The sequence below is a fragment of the Maribacter sp. 6B07 genome (assembly GCF_002700155.1).
Lineage (GTDB): Bacteria > Bacteroidota > Bacteroidia > Flavobacteriales > Flavobacteriaceae > Maribacter > Maribacter dokdonensis.
Window position 1 is genome coordinate 470,943 of the sequence record NZ_PDUT01000002.1, and the last position, 17,568, is coordinate 488,510.

The window sequence follows — 17,568 nt, forward strand, 5'->3', positions numbered from 1 at the left end:
AGTTAATTTATTCCATATTTTTCAACAAATTTGATATTTTTTTAAAAATATCTTAATTTATTGTAATAATTCTACGGACCGTATTAGAAATTCTTAGTTTAAAACCATTTTCTTGTGAAAAGCCCTGTTAAGGTTTTTGGACTTACGGTAATGATGAATCTTATTTTTTCACCATAATTTGGTTGAGACACTTCCCATCCGTTGTTGGAGTATACTGGCAGGTAAAGTTCAAAGTAGTCGGTAACCAAATTTAATCTGACACCAGAATCATAAACGAATTTACCGTCAAAATCCCTGTTTTTTACTAAACCGGCATCACCATAAAGCTCAATCCATTTCCAAAGATTAAAGCTTCCGTTCATGGTTGCTATCCAATCATTTGAAAAACGGTATCGTTGATCTAAGAAAGATTTAAACCCGCCTTCTGCGATAATAATTTGCTGACTATAAATACCTGAGTCTTCCGATCTTCCTAAATATCCGTAATCAAACAAGTAATCTGTTGGGCGATCTAAGGCAAAACTGAAAAAGTCCGTTTGGGTTTTATTACTTAAAAATTTACCGGCAAAAAATCTAAGATTTAACTGTCTGTTATTCTCAAATAATTTTCGGTATTCATATTCAAATGAAAGTTTACTGAAATTTCCTGCTAGCTGAAAATCTAAAAACCATGATTTGTAATCCAGTATTCCATTGTCCCTATTGATGTATCTAGCATTAAATACACTATAATCTGGGTTTTCTGGATCGTTGGCCAAATTCTGTAAAGAAGGGTCAAAGTCCCTTAAAATATTTACATACCTAAATGAAAGAAACTCTCTTTTGTTCGATAAGAGATCAGCTGGTCTAAATCCAAAACTTAAAGACGGAGTTATAGATGTGTATCTGGAATTTTCATTGAAATGGGAGGTAGATGCACCAATACCGTAGTTTGCTACATATAATCCACTTTTACTTAAGTACTTTCTGTAGTTGAATTTTCCATAGCCTACAAAAGCTTTTTCTCTAAACGAATAAGACGGGGCAAAGTCATAGACAAAGGGTCTCTCAAGCAAGGTTTTGTTATAAAGTCGCATACCCGGTACCCAGCCATCATACACGTTAAAATTTAAAATGGGAACATAGAATACTTGGTTATAATATGGATTCTCGGCATCTTTAAAAAAGGTAAACTTTAGCTTTTTGTTGCTTGATAAAAAGCCTTTAAGTGATTTCCAATTATCTCGCTGGTTAAACTCAGGAATCTTTTGGTCATAATTAAGAACAAGTCTATCTTCTTGATTATTGGGTATGCTAAAGGTTTCTTCTAATTCTATATCTTTAAACCAATATTCTGATACTACGGAATCTTTCTTTAAACCAAAAACAGAAATAGGCACGTTGGTTCCTTCCTTGTTCTTAAGGGTAATATGTAGAGAGTCTGCTTCCTTTTTTACTTTCTTGATCTTGAAATCTATCTTACGATCTGTAGAAACATAGTCATTAAAAAACCAATTGATATCAACGTCGGTTGATCGTTTTAAAATAGATTCAAAATCATGAACTTTTACGTTATTTAACTTAAAATACTTGAAGAAGGTTTTTATACTTTCATCAACATGTTCTTTGCCTATATAATCCGCTAAATATGCTAATCCTAGACCTGCCTTGTATTTATTGGCAATTTTTTGATTGAATTTTATTAAAGAATCATTAGAGGTTTCTAATGCCTGATCTAAATTTTTACGAGCAGTTAAATTATAAAGAAAAGAATATTGGTCGTTAAAATCCATTTTGGCCAGTTCAAAACTTCTAAAGCCCCATATTTTAGAAAGTTTGCCCATGAGCTTTTGGTCTGGGTAATATTGCTCTACAAAGGCAATCATTAAATAGTTGGCTATGGCGCTGTTCAACCACTGTTCTTTACGTGGGTTTAAGAACATAGTCTCTTTTAAAATACTATTGATGGCCGTTTTCAAGAATTTCATTTCAAATTGAAATTGTTCTTCATACGGTCTAATGAAAGAGGGGAGTTGGTTAATACCGTAAAGCGGATTTTTGTTATAATCCAGCTCGCTAACCAATATCTTTTCATGAGGGTAGTCACCAAGATTGTTATGTATAAAATTGGCAACCTTGTTAATGGATAGCCCTTGACCTATTGGACTGTATCTTGGCGCTCTAAAATCTGTTAGGAACGTCATGTATGGCGTTCTGTGTGTTATAAAGTTTTTTTGTGGGTTTAGAATGATTTCACCACCACGTTGCAAATTACCTTTTAATTGGGCAAATTGACCATTTGGAAAAGAGGATTCTGATGTTATATCAAAGTTTGAAGCTAAAAAAAGACTGTCTGGATATTTAAAATTTATGACCGTATTGGTCACGTCCATATATAAATCCTCAATGTTCTTATTTGAGTAAAGGTGCCATTTGCCATCATAAACTGCAGGTGTTAGGTACCAATCTTTTAGATAGTAATCTCCCTTATTATCATAGCCATACGGAGTGTATTTATTTGGCGGTAACTTCACTTTATAAGTGATATGGATTTTGGTAGACTCGCCCGGTGGTAGAATATCTTTTAAAGTGACCTTTACTATATCTTTACCTTCCGTACGGCTCCATTCAAGTCCATTATAGGTTTCGTCGACTACACTTGTAATTGTAGTTTTACCGCGTTCATCTGCTTTTGCCAAATGAAGCGATTTTTTGAATTCTTGAGCAAACCTCTTTGCTAATGCTGTATTTTTATCTGAATAGGCATTTGCCCAATCGTTGAAATATATAACACCTAAATTATAGTTGGATTTATTGAAATAGGTGAATTCTTGCTTAATATCCAACTCTTTGGTATACTCGTTTAAACTAACTGTAAGGTTAGTGTTATACTGAGCATAACCAATAGTAATGTTGGTTACTAAGAGAATAATACAGTAAAGGAAAAAGGATTGAAAGTTACGTACCAAGGCTTAGATTAAAAATTAGGACTCATGCTGTGCCCTTTGTAAAAGGAATCGATTATTTCAACTACTTCTTCTTCTGTATCTACTATTTTGATAAGGTTTAAATCTTCCGGACTTATATTGCCCATCTTCAACATGGTGCCTTTTACCCAGTCCATAAGACCTGTCCAGAATTCACTGCCAACCAATATGATTGGGAACTTACCAATTTTATGCGTTTGAATTAACGTTATAGCTTCAAAAAGCTCATCTAGAGTTCCAAAGCCACCTGGCATTACCACAAAACCTTGAGAATATTTTACGAACATTACTTTCCTTACGAAGAAATAATCAAAATCCAAGCTTTTATCATTGTCAATATACGGATTGTCATGCTGTTCAAAAGGAAGGTCTATGTTCAGACCCACAGAAGTTCCACCGGCAAGATTTGCGCCTCTGTTACCCGCTTCCATAATTCCAGGGCCACCACCAGTAATTACACCATAGCCAGCTTCTGCTATACTTTTTGCAATAGAAACCGCCAATTTGTAATAAGGGTCTTCTTCTTTGGTTCTGGCAGAACCAAAAATAGATACACATGGGCCAATCTTGCTCATACGCTCAAAACCATTTACAAACTCTCCCATTATCTTAAAAATGGCCCAAGAGTCATTGGTTTTTATTTCATTCCAGCCTTTGTGATGTTTTTCTGATCTCATTCGTTTATATATTCTTTTAGATAAATTTTTATCTATTTATTATTTTAATTCTCTCTTTAAAAATTTAGCCGTGTAGCTTTTCTTGTTTTTGGCTACTTGCTCTGGAGTACCTTTGGCAACCAATTGCCCTCCTGAGCGACCACCTTCGTAACCAATATCAATAATGTGGTCTACCATTTTAATTACGTCCATATTATGTTCAATAACTAACACAGTATTTCCTTTATTGGCTAATTTATTCAAAACTTCCATCAAAACCCTTATATCTTCAAAATGAAGTCCGGTTGTTGGTTCATCTAAAATATAGAAGGTATTACCGGTATCTCTTTTAGAAAGTTCGGTAGCCAATTTTATACGTTGTGCTTCTCCACCGGATAGGGTGGTGGATTGTTGCCCTAACGATATATACCCCAATCCTACATCTTGGATGGTCTTTAACTTACGATGTATTTTTGGAATAAGTTCAAAAAATGATACGGCTTCGTTAATAGTCATTTCCAGAACGTCTGATATAGATTTGCCTTTATATCGTATTTCCAAGGTTTCTCTATTGAACCTTTTGCCGTTGCAGGTTTCGCATTCCACATAAACATCGGGTAAGAAATTCATTTCTATGACCCTTAGACCTCCACCTTGACAGGTTTCACATCTACCGCCTTTTACATTGAAACTGAATCTACCTGGTTTATAACCCCTTATAGATGCTTCGGTGGTTTTTGCGAACAAAGATCTTATTTCGCTGAACACACCGGTGTATGTGGCAGGGTTTGATCTTGGTGTTCTACCAATGGGAGACTGGTTAATGTCAATTACTTTATCTATATGCTCTAGACCGGTTATCTTTTTATAAGGCATTGGTTTTTTAACGCCATTAAAGTAATGTGCGTTCATGATCGGATAAAGCGTCTCATTGATCAAGGTAGATTTTCCACTACCTGAAACACCGGTTACCCCAATCATTTTTCCCAGTGGAAATTTTACCGTAATGTTCTTTAAGTTGTTACCTGTGCAGCCAGATAACACAACCTCATTACCGTTGCCTTCTCTTCTCTTTTTAGGAACTTCAATCTCCTTAACTCCTGTCATGTAATCCGCGGTCAAGGTATGTACATGTTTTAACTCTTCCGGTGTTCCTTGAGAAATAATTTCACCACCGTTCTTACCCGCTTTTGGACCTATATCAATGACATGGTCTGCACGCTCGATCATATCACGGTCATGTTCCACTACTATGACAGAATTTCCTATATCCCTTAAAGATTCTAACGATTTTATCAATCTTTCGTTATCTCGTTGGTGTAGCCCAATACTAGGCTCATCAAGAATATAGAGTACGCCTACCAATTGTGAACCTATCTGTGTGGCCAATCTAATACGTTGTGCTTCACCACCTGAGAGCGATTTAGAACTTCTGTTCAATGAAAGGTAATCCAAACCTACATCTAATAAAAACTGTATTCTCGTGGTAATTTCCTTAATGATTTCCTCCGCTATTTTTAGCTGGTTACCACTAAGTTTTTTGTCTAACCCTTTAAAAAACGATGCAAGTTCAACAATGTCAAAATTTGCCAATTCGGCAATATTCTTCTCTTCAATTTTGAAATAAAGTGATTCCTTTTTTAGGCGAAAACCTGTACATGTAGGACATGTAACTTTGTCCATATATTCTTTTGCCCATCTTTTGATTGAAGTAGAAGCAGCCTCCTCAAACTGGTTTTTTATAAAGTTTGATATACCTTCATAATCTATCTTAAAGGTGCGTTTAACACCTAAGGTTTTTGAATCTACATCAAAACTTTCTTTGCCTCCGTTCAATAGAATTTCAATAGCTTCAGCAGGGATAGTGTCTATTGGGTCCGTGATTTTAAAACTATAACGTTCGGCAATAGTTTCAATTTGTTTAAAGGCCCATGACTTTTTGTAATCTCCCAAAGGGGCAATACCACCACCTTTAATGGATAATTTTTTGTTAGGGAATATTTTCTTTTCATTCACCTCATACACATGGCCTAATCCTTTACAATTGGGACACATACCTTTAGGGGAGTTAAAAGAAAATGTATTGGGCTCAGGAGTAGGATAGGAGATACCTGTGGTGGGGCACATTAAATCCCTACTGAAATACCTAGGTATATCGGTGCCTTCTTCAAGCACCATTAAGACGTTCTCACCACTATACATGGCCGTATTGATACTTTCTGATAATCGTTTATGAAAGTCTTCACTTTCTACAACCTTTAGCCTGTCTATAACGATCTCTATATCATGGGTTTTGTAACGGTCCACTTTCATGCCCTTTACAATATCCTTTATTTCACCGTCAACTCTTACCTTTAAAAAACCTTGTTTGGCTATCTGCTCAAAAAGTTCACGGTAATGTCCTTTTCTTGACTTAATTACAGGTGCAAGAATGTTGATTTTCTTGTCTAGATAAGATTCAATGATCAAGTTTTTAATTTGCTCATCGCTATAGCTTACCATCTTTTCACCAGTATTGTAACTATGTGCATCTGCAGCACGGGCGTAAAGTAGCCTTAAGAAATCATAAATTTCGGTAATGGTACCAACGGTAGATCTTGGAGATTTTGAAGTGGTTTTTTGTTCTATGGCAATTACGGGAGACAAGCCATCTATCTTATCAACATCTGGGCGTTCTAAACCTCCCAAAAATTGTCTTGCATAGGCAGAAAACGTTTCAATATATCGTCTTTGTCCTTCTGCATAAATGGTGTCGAATGCCAATGATGATTTGCCACTACCAGATAAACCGGTAATAACGACCAATTTATCTCTAGGTATGGTAACATCTATATTTTTAAGGTTATGAACGCGTGCGCCCTTGACCTCTATGTTTTCTTCAAAATTAATCATGTATTCACAGCAAAGTGGCAAAAGTACGATTTTGAGTGCGAATTACATACGTTACCTTTTAGTTTGAAATGCTATAATCTCTTTAATTTTTAATGCAATACGTATATGATGTTATTTATTCATGAAGAACGAGCAAGGGTACAGATGATTGATGGTTTAATTGTGATTTGGAAGGATTGAAAAATAATTGTTGGAACAGATTTATATTTTTTGCTGCCATGGTAAGCATTTCAATACTATTGTCAGTCAGATAGGTGGTAATGGTTTCTTTAATGTTCAATCCTTGAATTTCTTTGAAGCAATGAAAACCTGTAAACATTTCCTTTAAATAATCATGCAAGTAAGCTTTGTTGGCGATTTGGGTGTTTGAGAAGTTTGTTTTTGTTTGGGTAATATGAACCACGTCTAAGGTCGCATTTGATATTTGTAAAACTTCGGTCAAAGATTTAAGAATGGGGTAGGTGTAGAAAATGTTATAATCCGTTGGAAACCCAATTTTGCTTGGTTTTTTGATAGAAACTTTGTCTGATACCACTAATACATTGCATGGTACTTTTGTAATTACATTTACTGTATTGCGGCCAAAAATAGTGTGTTCATAGTTTGAAGTGCCTTTTGCACCCATAATAATAAGGTCTATTTTTTTTTCGTCTACGGTTTTTTTAATGATGTCGGTAAAGTTGCCATAATCTCTTAAAGTGATAAACTGATGTAAAAAGTTAGACTTTAATTGTGCTAATTGCTCAAAAAAGAGATTCAGTTTTTTATGTATGGGTAATGGTGCACCTATACTATCTTTATTGACAGATTTGTCACTTAATTCTTCAACATATAGTACATAAAAGGTGCATTGGTCATAGCCATACAGGCATGCGGCATATTTTAGCGCATTCCAAGAATTTGCCGAGAAATCAGTAGGAATTAATATGTGTTTCATTCATAAGGCTTACTAGTCAAAAGTAATCCCATATTAAATGCTGGTAAATGATATTTATCAGATTTGAATTAATTTACATATTGTAAGGCCTTTAACTCTATAATTTGAATATTTCTGCCTTCAATGATAATGAGTCCTTCTTTCTTAAAACCAGATAGTGTTCGTATTAAACTCTCTGTTGCTATGCCGGCAACACTTGCCAAATCATTCCTGGAAATTCGTATGGGTTCATTGGGCTTGGTATTCATTAACTCGGCAAATTGGAGTAAGGTCTGCGCCGTTTTTCTTCGAACGGAGCTATAGGCCATTTGTAATAATTGGGCTTTGATCATCGAAATGTTTTCTGACAACAACTCCATTAATTCCATAGAGATGTTCTTGTTCTCATTCAAAATTGTTTTGAGGTTATCTTTAGAAATCCCTGCAAGTTCTACCGTTTCTAAAGCCGTGGCAGTCTCTTGGTAGGGCACGTTGTTTAAAAAAGAGGTGAAACCTAAGAAGTCATCTGCTTTAGACAATGAGGTAATCAACTCTTTACCGTCAGTATCCATACTATGGCACTTTACAAGACCTTTTAAGATGAGATAAATCTTGTTTGATCTGGCACCCTCATCATAAATTGATTCCCCTGCTTTAAAACTGGAAACCTCACCATTGTCGTCAAAGAAGTTTTTGAGTTCATGAACCGTACGTATTTCATTATCTGTGACACCATGTTCTTTGGTGCTCTCATCTTGCATACGTTTAATCAATTCTGCTTTTGCAAGTCTACTTTCAATAGCGCTGATAAGATCCTCTTCATCAAAAGGCTTGGTAAGGTAATCATCTGCACCTAGATCCATTCCTTTCCGTATTTCTTTATGCTCAGTTTTTGCCGATAAAAAGATAAACGGAATTTGTTTTGTTTTTTTGTTATTTGATAATTGTTGAAGAACTCCATAGCCATCCAATTCTGGCATCATAATGTCGCAAATAATAATGTCCGGCACATCTTCAATGGCTGCATTAACACCTATTTTTCCGTTGGGTGCGGTATTTACGCTATAACCAGCTAATTCTAAAAGTTCTTCCGTGTTTTCACGTAAGGCCTTGTCATCTTCGATCAATAGAATTTGTTTCATAATGTTAGCTGGTTTTTAAATTAGGTATACGTAGTGTAAACGTAGATCCAACACCTATTTTACTGGTGAATTCTAGACTTCCTCCTAAGTTTTCCATATGTTGTTTTGCGATATTAAGACCAATACCGGTACCTTGGGTTAGTAATGCGTTTTCTGCTCTAAAATAGCGATTAAAAATATGCTTCTGTTCTTCTTGGGGAATTCCAATGCCTTGGTCAATTACACTAATGATTATGTTGGTATCGTTCAATGCTACTTTAATGGTAATAGTAGTATCTTCAGGAGAGTACTTTATGGCGTTATGTATTAAATTAGATAAGGCCAACTCTAGTGTTTTTTCATCAAAATTGATGTTTAGCTCGTCAATATTTTCTGGGTAATGAATTTGTTGACCAGATTTTAATAACATATTACTATTGTATACTACTTCGTTAACAATTTTGCTTAGCGGAAATTCTTCTACTTTGTAATTCACTTTGCCGGACTCTAAACGCTCTACGGATAAAAAATCGGTTAGTATGGTGTCTAAATATTTTACTTTACTTTTAATTGTCGCCACATGTTTGTCTCTCTTTGGTTGCTGATCGGTCTGAGTATATTTTCCTAGCAAGGTGATAGAGGTGAGTATGCTACTTAAAGGCGTTTTGAATTCGTGTGACACCAATGATAAAAATCTGGTCTTTAATTCGTTGAGTTCTTTTTCTACGGCTAGAGCTTCCGTTAATTGCTGTGTGCGTTCCTCAACTTTTTTCTCTAGATTTTCGGTGTAATTTTTTCTTTCGGTTATATCTAGTATAAATGCTACGAAAACCTTCTTTTTTCCTAATTCGGACAACTGCAAATGAACTTCTACGGGGTAGGTAGAGCCATCTTTTCTACCGTGTACCGTTTCAAATTTTACTTTGGGAATTTCATTATTAAGTAATGGGGAAATCAATTTTTTAAAGTTTTCTTCATTGAACTCCGGTTTAATGTCTACCGGGGTCATTTCATACATTTCCGTTATGGTATAACCAATGTTTCTTTGTGCTTCTTTGTTGACATTCAAAAACTTGAAGGTTTCTGCATCAAACACAAAAATTTCGTTAAGAGATTCGTCAAAAATTCGTGCCCAATGGCTTAGTTCTTCTTCTTTGTTCTTTCTTTCGGTAATATCGATCACCAAGGCCATAACATAAGTAGATCCATAAAATTCAAACGGATTTAAGCCGGCCTCTACCGGAAATTCTTTGCCACTTTTAGTAATGCCGTAGAGATTTCTACCGTGTCCCATTTGTCGTTTATCACTATTGGCAATAAACTTGTTTACATGTTTACTATGGTTGGCAAGATATCTTTTGGGTATTAAGATATCCAACGGTTTTCCTAATAATTCCCCCTTTAGATACCCAAACATTTGTTCTGTAGACGTATTGGTGGCCACTACATTTTGTTGGGCATCAACAACAATAATACCTTCTGAAACTCCTTCTGAAAGCAAATTGAAGATATCACTGTTCTTTTGAAAATCTTGCATAGTATCAAATATATAGATTACGACTGATTTTTATCATATATAAAGTGGGTTCTGAGCTGTATTTTCATGGTAAATTCATAGAAAAATTATAAAATGGAAAATACTGCGAAAACAATGAACGGTCTTTATGAGAGCTTAGGAAAGCTTTTTTATGCCGTGGCTATGTGCGATGGTAGCGTACATAGTAATGAATGGGATAAAGTTAAGGAGTTGGTGAAAGAAGATTGGTTGTACGTAGATGATTTTACGGATCGGTATGGTACGGACGCCGCTAACCAAATTGAAATTGTATTTGATGTTCTTATGGAAACTTCAAAAGGGAGTAAGGAGTGTTTTGGAGAATTTGTGGAATTTTACAAGGAGCATCCACATGCTTTTTCAGATGAGATAAAAGCCTTGACCCAAAAAACGGCCAAGGCTATTGCAAATTCATTTTCAGGTAACAATAAATCTGAGCTTATACTTTTGGCCAAGATCAAATTGTTACTCAACTAATGCTATTTCATTAACTTTTTTATATCTGGGTCTGCGTATATTTTCTGCACCATTTCACTGTACAAACTGGAGAATGTCGTATTCTCTGCCAAATTGCCAAATAACGACTCTTGTTTTATAAAGGCAAGTGGGTCTTCATTGGTTTTACTGGCGGCTTGGTGCAGTTGGTCTTGCATGGCATCTATAATTTCTATGGATTCACCATTTTTATTTACGCCCTTATCACTATAATAACACCATGCAGCTATTACTAAAGTTGCATATTTAATACTGCCACCCTTAGCCAGATTATCTTGAATGGTGGCGATTAAAAATTTTGGAAGTTTTGCCGAACTCTCTGAGCAAATTCTACTAACACTATCCTTTATGTTAGGGTTGGCAAAACGTTCTTGTAGACTGTCTTTATATTTTGTAAGATCAATACCTTCTAGCTTATCTAATACGGGTGTTGCTTCCTTATCCATAAAAGCTCTTAAATAGGTGACAAAAAGATCATCTTCCATACAGGTATTAATGGTTGGGTGCCCATGCAATGCGCCTAAAATGCCTAGCACGGAATGCCCAGCGTTTAAAAGGCGCAGTTTCATTTTTTCGTACGGTTTTACATCTGGTACAAATTGTACACCTACTTTTTCAAACGCAGGCCGTCCGTTAGAAAAGTTATCTTCAATGACCCATTGTATAAAAGGCTCACAAGTTACGGGCCACTCATCTTTTAGGTTGTAAGTTTGTTCTAAATAGTCAATGTCGGCCTGTGTGGTTACAGGGGTAATGCGATCAACCATGCTGTTAGGAAAGCTCACCTCTTTTTCAATATATGAAGCTAAATCCTCATCTTGTTTGTTGGCAAAAGTTAGCAACATTTCTTTGGCAACATCTCCGTTGTGTTGAATATTGTCACATGACATTACGGTAAAGGCCGGTAAACCGTTCTCCTTTCTTTTTCTAATAGCAGCGGTCAAAAAACCATAAATGGTTTTTGGCTCTTCTGGGTTCGCTAATTCATGTTGCACATCTTTATTCTCAAAATTGAATTCACCTGTAGCTGGATTAAAATTATACCCACCTTCCGTGATGGTCAATGATACTATTTTTGTGTCAGGATGCGCCATTTGGTCAATCACGACATTGGGAGTATCAAATCCCAATTTAAAATCTATGATAGCACCAATAACTTCAGAATCAATTTTTCCATCCGGATGTTTGATTATTAAGGTGTACATACCGTCTTGCTGTTGCAATACATCATGTATTTTTTGATCACCTTTTCGTAAGCCTATACCACAAATCCCCCATTCAGAAGCATTTTCTTTTTCTTGTAGTAGATGGTTGTAATATGCTTGGTGTGCTCTGTGGAACCCACCTACGCCAACATGTACAATTCCTGCTTTAAGGGTATCTCTTTGATAAGATGGTGTAGGCAATTGTCTGCTTATTTCTGCTAAATTCTTCGAGTTCAACATCGTTTCTTTTGTCATTTTTTAGCTAATATTTTTAGATTTTCCGCGTAATAATGCCGCATAGGCAGTAACAAAGTAAACTACCGTGCATATAAACGCATAATAGTAAAAGGTTTCTCTATTTTCAATGTAAATATTTTCGTTTGCACTGCTAAACAATACTATGCCCGCCAAAATTAAGGTTATGATCAAAGCAATGAGCGATACCACCTTTAAAATTTTTGTGAGTAGCGTGGTGTCCTTCACTGGTTTAGTTTCGGTTAAACTTTTTTCTTCTTGGTAGGAAATGATTTTTTCATTTCTTAACCTCTCTTTTTCTTTTTCTTCCGGATATTTATTTTTAGCACCAAATTTACCGGCAAGAACGGTGTATATGATTATGGTGAAAATCCATGTAGGTATAAATAAATAGAAGAAAGACATTACGTTAAACGCATTTAGTCCAAAACCAAAGACCAAACCTAACCCCCAAGAAACAATGGCGGGTGTGCTAAAGGTTAAATTACGGTAGGCCGACCAATAACGGGTGTAACCTATTTTTGGGAAAATTTGGTGTTCGGCAAATACTATTGCTCCTACAGGTACAACCAATAGACCAGCATATGTAAGTAAGGGCAGAATTTGAGAAAACACAAAAGGAAAACAAGCAATGGCAATGGTAATAAGTCCAACGATAATGGTTGTTTTTTTACGAGAGTGTCTGTGGAATATGGCTTGTGCAGCCAACCCTGCCCTATATAAGTTAGTTATTGCAGTGGTCCACCCGGCAACGATAACAATGACAAATCCAGACCATCCTAAAGCATAGAAGGCTACATCTCCTGGATCTAATTCAACGATAGTTTTACCTATGATCACAGCTGCACCGGCACCCATAATACCAGCAGCGATCCATGCAACGAAATGACCGAACATCATACCCGTACTGGTTGCTAGCCCGTATGATTTCTTTTTAGCAAATCGTAACAAAGCCATATCAATTAAACCAAAGTGGGTAATGGTATTGGCGGCCCATGCAAAGCCAATAACTTCTAATAATCCTATGCCAGGTTCCCCAGCACTGTTGATTCCGGTCCATATGGATTTATCCCCCAGTGATATCAATTCGTTCCATCCGCTGGGTAACGTAGTTCCTAAAACATCAAGGGACAATACAGGTAATAAAACCATAGCACCGCTGGTAAACATTACAAATAACCATGGCGCACATATTCCAGAAAATTCGGATACTGCGTTAAAACCATATAAAGCAATGGATACAACCACCAGACCAACACAAAAAACAATGACCACAAACCACATATTGGTGGGGTACCAATTAAGTTGTGCCGGAATGTCAAAAGCAAAACGTACCGCAGTGGCAGATACGGTAATCATTGCTGCGGATATAACGGAGAAAATAATGACATTGGCCCAATTGTAAAGTATGGTCATAGAATCCCCCGCAATCTTATTCAGGTAGGTATACAAGCTTAATCTTGTGTCTACGGCGATAGGAGAGGTAATGAACGTCCAGCTTAAGACCGCTAATATATTACCGATCAGAAGCCCTAAAATAATATCCATTGTTTTTGCTCCAAGGGCTACGAAAGTAGCTCCAATAACAAATTCAGTTGCTGCTACGTGCTCGGCGGCATATAGACCGGCAAAATGAGTCCAATCGTGTAATTTATGTTTTGCAACGGGTAATTGCTCTTCGTTTAATTTTTTTAATGCGGAATAATCTTGAGTAGTTGGCATTAGCTGATTTGGTAGTTAAGTTTGTAATACAATTTATGTGGCATACTGTTCCAAGAGTTCGTATGCTTACATCTGTTTGAACAGGGGGTGCAATGTATTTAAATTATATACAAACCCCCATATTTTTTAACAGTTTTGTAATACAGTTTTGTGACAAATAGGTGCAAATATTTAATAAAATGCCAAAAACACAGTGCTATTTCTGAAAATCAATAGGTTTTAAACCATTGTCAAACTTAATATTACTCCAATTTACCTTGATCCAAGGAGCATCCGTAACATCTGCATTCCATGTAGATTTTTTATATTGACGTTTGGTAGGAATAAGTATGTCCTCCACTTTTTCATATTCCAATACCATTAAGTTAGGAGTTTCCATAGCTCCAAAATCAGCAACGGTAAATAAGAATTGGTCTACTAGCATTGTATTCTTGTTGATATACAATTGATAGATGTCGGTCAGTTTGGAGTTACCAAAGTCGAACGATACCTTAACAATGTCATAGTTCTTATCATCTGCAGTTTTCTCCCCTAAATATTCATAAGTTACCCCAGGATCTAATAATTTTTGAAACATGGTAAACCAATAGAAATTAGTAGGTCTATTGAAAGCGACTTTTTTTAAGGCTACAGAATCTTCAATGATATTTCCATTATGCTTTAGCCAATATTCCTGTCCGTTATAGCCTTGTTCAATGGGACCATCAAAATTACTTAAGGTTCTCTGGTGTTTTTCGTATTTTCCATAAGATAATTCACCGTCAAAAATGTATTTTTCGGTTGTTATATCGGTTTTGCCATCGGGCGTTTGGTAGGTATAGGTGTAAACTACATCCTTCTTATTTCTTAAAGTTTTGTAATCACCTACTTTTTCAATCATTTTAGAGACAAGTTCATGTCCTTTGTTTTTATAGGTAGACGTAACAGTTTCCTCATGCTGTACTTTTTTATCGTTTTTACAAGAGAAAGTAAGTATGCTAAGAAAAATTAGGCTTGAAATTTTATAATTCATGATGATAGGTATAGTTTCTTGTAATTTGTTTATGATTATTTAAATGTAACTAGATAAATGTTTTAAGCTTATGGTAGGCTAATAAGTCTATCGGCAACCAGTTTCAAGTTTTGTTCATTTATTTCTGGGGTAGGGGAAAGTGGATACAATTGCGCACCTGGTCTACTAATAAATGCTCCTCTCCAGCCAGCCCATAATGCTCCAGAAATATCCCAGCCATGGGCAGCTACCAATAAACACTCTTCTGGTTTGATGTTCATTTTTCTGGCCGCCCAATTATACGCATCAACATGTGGTTTAAACTTGCCCATATCCTCAATGCTTAAACGTAGATCAAAATACTTGGTGAGTCCTGCATTTTTAAATTGTGTTTCAACTCCTTTATTGGATGAGTTTGTGAATGAAACTAAAGTATAGCCGGCATCTTTTAAGCGCTGCAATGAGGAAGCAACTTCAGGGTGTGCAGGTAGCGAACGGATAGGATCAACAATTGATTTTTTTGCTTCTTCATGACTAAGTTTAATACCATTGTTGGCAGCAACCATTTGTAAAGCAGCGGCGCCAATAATGGCAAAATCACTGTATTGATTGGCAACCGTGGAAACCAAAGAGTACTGCAACATGCTTGTAAACCATAGCGGTAGCAGGTCGTTTCTGCCGTTAAGGGCTTTGGCTACGCTATCTTTCATTGCGGTTAAATCCAACAAGGTTTCATTGACATCAAAAAAAAGAACTTTGGGTCTATCGGTCTTTGGTTCTTTTTTATTAGCAAAGTTTATGGCAGGTATTGTTGCACCTGCTACTCCTAAAATGGTTGATTTCTTAATAAAGTCTCTTCTGTTGTTTTTCATGATATATGTAATTATAAAAACATTCTATGTGGTATGTTTTTGGGTAAAAAAAATTATTGCTTTATTTGATTTAGGTACATAGATAGCCCATTTATATATTCGTTGATTACTTCATCATCATCATAAAGTTTTCGAATTCCACGTATACCTTCAAAGGCGCTGATTAAATAAATAGCGGCCGCAGCACTTGAAATATTCTTTTTGAAGGTATTTTCAGACTTTCCTCTATCAATTAATTCTACGAGTGCCCTTTTCCATTCCTCTATAATATTTTTTAGTGCTTTTTGATATACATTTTCATAATCCCCAATTTCATTGATGAGATTATTTGTGGGGCAACCGTGTTTCTTCTCATACATGGAGAAAGACTTAAGGCTGTTTAAAAAAGTATCTTCTAAAATAGCATATGCATTACCGTTTTGGTATAGAGGATATACCATTCTTTTTTGAACTCTACGCTGTAATTTTTGGGTAATTACTTCAATGCCTAATTCTTTTTTATTTGCATAATGGTGATAGAAGGCTCCTTTGGTCATCGTAGTTGCCTTCATTATTTTATCAATGCTTGTTGTTTTAAAACCTTCTTCGTAAAACAACTTAAAGGCTTCGTTAAGAATTAGTTGTTTGGAAAGTTCAGATTTTAATGCCTGTTTCATATCGTAAAGTTCGAATAAAAAATACGGTATAGAATGTTTTTTGAGCTGATTTAACTAATTGTTAACTGTAAATGCTGTTAATAATATAAAATGGGAGGTTGGCTATTCATAGTTTTTCCACCAATCTGTATAATTGTTTACGGTATCTTTTACTATAATTTCTTGTCCAATTTCCGGTGAAATTATATTTAGGTTCAATTCTTTTGCCTTAGCCTTCACTCGTACAATGGGATCTGTCCATTCATGTAAGGCCAATTTAAAACCGGCCCAGTGTATTGGCATTACATTTTTAGCTTTAATATCTACGCCTGCCATAGCTGTTTCTTCAGGCATCATATGTATATCTGACCATTTTTCATTGTACTGGCCGCACTCCATTAAAGCCAGATCAAACGGACCATATGTATCTCCAATTTCTTTAAAATGGCTTGCATACCCACTGTCACCACTAAAAAATATATTATCTGTTGTTGTGGTAATCACCCAAGAGCTCCATAATGTACTTTGACCGTTATTCATTTTTCTGCCAGAAAAATGCTGTGCCGGAGTACATACTAATCTTATATCGTCCAGTGCCGTTTCTTGCCACCAGTCCATTTCTGTAATTTTCTCTTTTGGTATGTTCCAAGCACTCAAATGAACACCAACCCCAAGTGGTGTATAGAAGTGTTTGGTTTTATCCTTGATCTTTAAAACCGATTCATAATCTAAATGATCATAATGATCATGCGAATATATTACGGCATCTATGACAGGCAGCTGATCAATTTCTATGGGGAATTCTTTATTGAAACGGCTGCTGCCCAATAGCGGGTGAGGTGCAGGTACTTTGCCGAACATTGGATCTATGAGGATATTTTTTCCATTTATCTGTAATAAAAAGGAAGAATGACCAAACCAGATCAGCCTGGTATCACCTTTGTAATTTGAAACATTTACCTTTTTTAGATGTTGTGGAATAATATCTTTTGTAGGTCTTCCATTAGGTACTTTTGTGGTAAAGAACGTGTATACCAGGCTTAAGGTTTCACTTAAACTCATTTCTTTTGGTACATCATTACTATTTCTGAATTTACCATCTTTATAGTTACTGGATAGTTGATAGGTTTTTTGTTGCTCTTTTGAAACATCTCCGCCAAAGCTTGGGTAATAATTGGTGAATAATAAATAGATCACCACTAAAACTCCTATAATAGATACTATTGCTATCATTATTTTTTTTAAAATTTTCTTGAACATTTACTATTATTTGATGCACTTGGTTTG

At 35.7% G+C, this 17,568-nt stretch carries 13 protein-coding genes; 1 reads left to right on the top strand and 12 read right to left on the bottom strand.

The window, feature by feature from the left end:
* Nucleotides 1–98: 98 nt before the first annotated feature.
* The 6 genes from CSC80_RS11735 to CSC80_RS11760 form a co-directional block, all read right to left on the bottom strand.
* Nucleotides 99–2,948, bottom strand: a complete 2,850-nt coding sequence (locus CSC80_RS11735; RefSeq protein WP_180268611.1) for a M1 family aminopeptidase — start codon at nt 2,946–2,948, stop codon at nt 99–101.
* Nucleotides 2,949–2,956: 8 nt separating this feature from the next.
* Nucleotides 2,957–3,643 (bottom strand): TIGR00730 family Rossman fold protein, encoded by a 687-nt coding sequence (locus tag CSC80_RS11740; RefSeq protein WP_058105885.1) that lies wholly within the window; start codon nt 3,641–3,643, stop codon nt 2,957–2,959.
* A gap of 39 nt (nt 3,644–3,682) precedes the next feature.
* On the bottom strand, nt 3,683–6,514 hold the full coding sequence (uvrA, locus tag CSC80_RS11745) for an excinuclease ABC subunit UvrA (protein ID WP_099192013.1): 2,832 nt from the start codon (nt 6,512–6,514) through the stop codon (nt 3,683–3,685).
* Nucleotides 6,515–6,629: 115 nt separating this feature from the next.
* Nucleotides 6,630–7,451: a universal stress protein gene (locus CSC80_RS11750; RefSeq protein WP_099192016.1), complete on the bottom strand. Its 822-nt coding sequence runs from the start codon at nt 7,449–7,451 to the stop codon at nt 6,630–6,632.
* Between the two features lie 68 nt (nt 7,452–7,519).
* Nucleotides 7,520–8,572 (bottom strand): response regulator, encoded by a 1,053-nt coding sequence (locus CSC80_RS11755; RefSeq protein WP_099192018.1) that lies wholly within the window; start codon nt 8,570–8,572, stop codon nt 7,520–7,522.
* 4 nt (nt 8,573–8,576) lie between these two features.
* Nucleotides 8,577–10,088: a PAS domain-containing sensor histidine kinase gene (locus CSC80_RS11760; RefSeq protein ID WP_099192020.1), complete on the bottom strand. Its 1,512-nt coding sequence runs from the start codon at nt 10,086–10,088 to the stop codon at nt 8,577–8,579.
* A gap of 93 nt (nt 10,089–10,181) precedes the next feature.
* Between CSC80_RS11760 and CSC80_RS11765 the strand changes: the two genes are divergently transcribed.
* Nucleotides 10,182–10,583 carry a hypothetical protein gene (locus CSC80_RS11765; RefSeq protein ID WP_058105890.1) on the top strand — a complete coding sequence of 134 codons (402 nt, stop codon included), beginning with the start codon at nt 10,182–10,184 and terminating at the stop codon, nt 10,581–10,583.
* 2 nt (nt 10,584–10,585) lie between these two features.
* On the opposite strand, the gene CSC80_RS11770 is transcribed toward CSC80_RS11765, so the two are convergent.
* The 6 genes from CSC80_RS11770 to CSC80_RS11795 all read right to left on the bottom strand — a co-directional run bounded on the left by CSC80_RS11770 (nt 10,586) and on the right by CSC80_RS11795 (nt 17,514).
* A complete protein-coding gene (locus CSC80_RS11770) occupies nt 10,586–12,061 on the bottom strand; it encodes a mannitol dehydrogenase family protein (protein WP_099192022.1) in 1,476 nt (491 codons plus the stop codon).
* A gap of 3 nt (nt 12,062–12,064) precedes the next feature.
* A complete protein-coding gene (locus CSC80_RS11775; protein ID WP_099192024.1) occupies nt 12,065–13,783 on the bottom strand; it encodes a hypothetical protein in 1,719 nt (572 codons plus the stop codon).
* Nucleotides 13,784–13,979: 196 nt separating this feature from the next.
* Nucleotides 13,980–14,795, bottom strand: coding sequence for a DUF6503 family protein (locus CSC80_RS11780; RefSeq protein WP_099192026.1), 816 nt, complete (start codon nt 14,793–14,795; stop codon nt 13,980–13,982).
* Nucleotides 14,796–14,863: 68 nt separating this feature from the next.
* A complete protein-coding gene (locus CSC80_RS11785) occupies nt 14,864–15,646 on the bottom strand; it encodes a haloacid dehalogenase type II (protein ID WP_099192028.1) in 783 nt (260 codons plus the stop codon).
* Between the two features lie 53 nt (nt 15,647–15,699).
* Nucleotides 15,700–16,302, bottom strand: a complete 603-nt coding sequence (locus CSC80_RS11790; protein ID WP_099192030.1) for a TetR/AcrR family transcriptional regulator — start codon at nt 16,300–16,302, stop codon at nt 15,700–15,702.
* A gap of 102 nt (nt 16,303–16,404) precedes the next feature.
* Complete coding sequence (locus CSC80_RS11795) at nt 16,405–17,514, bottom strand: MBL fold metallo-hydrolase (protein WP_058105895.1); 1,110 nt, start codon at nt 17,512–17,514, stop codon at nt 16,405–16,407.
* Nucleotides 17,515–17,568 lie beyond the last annotated feature (54 nt).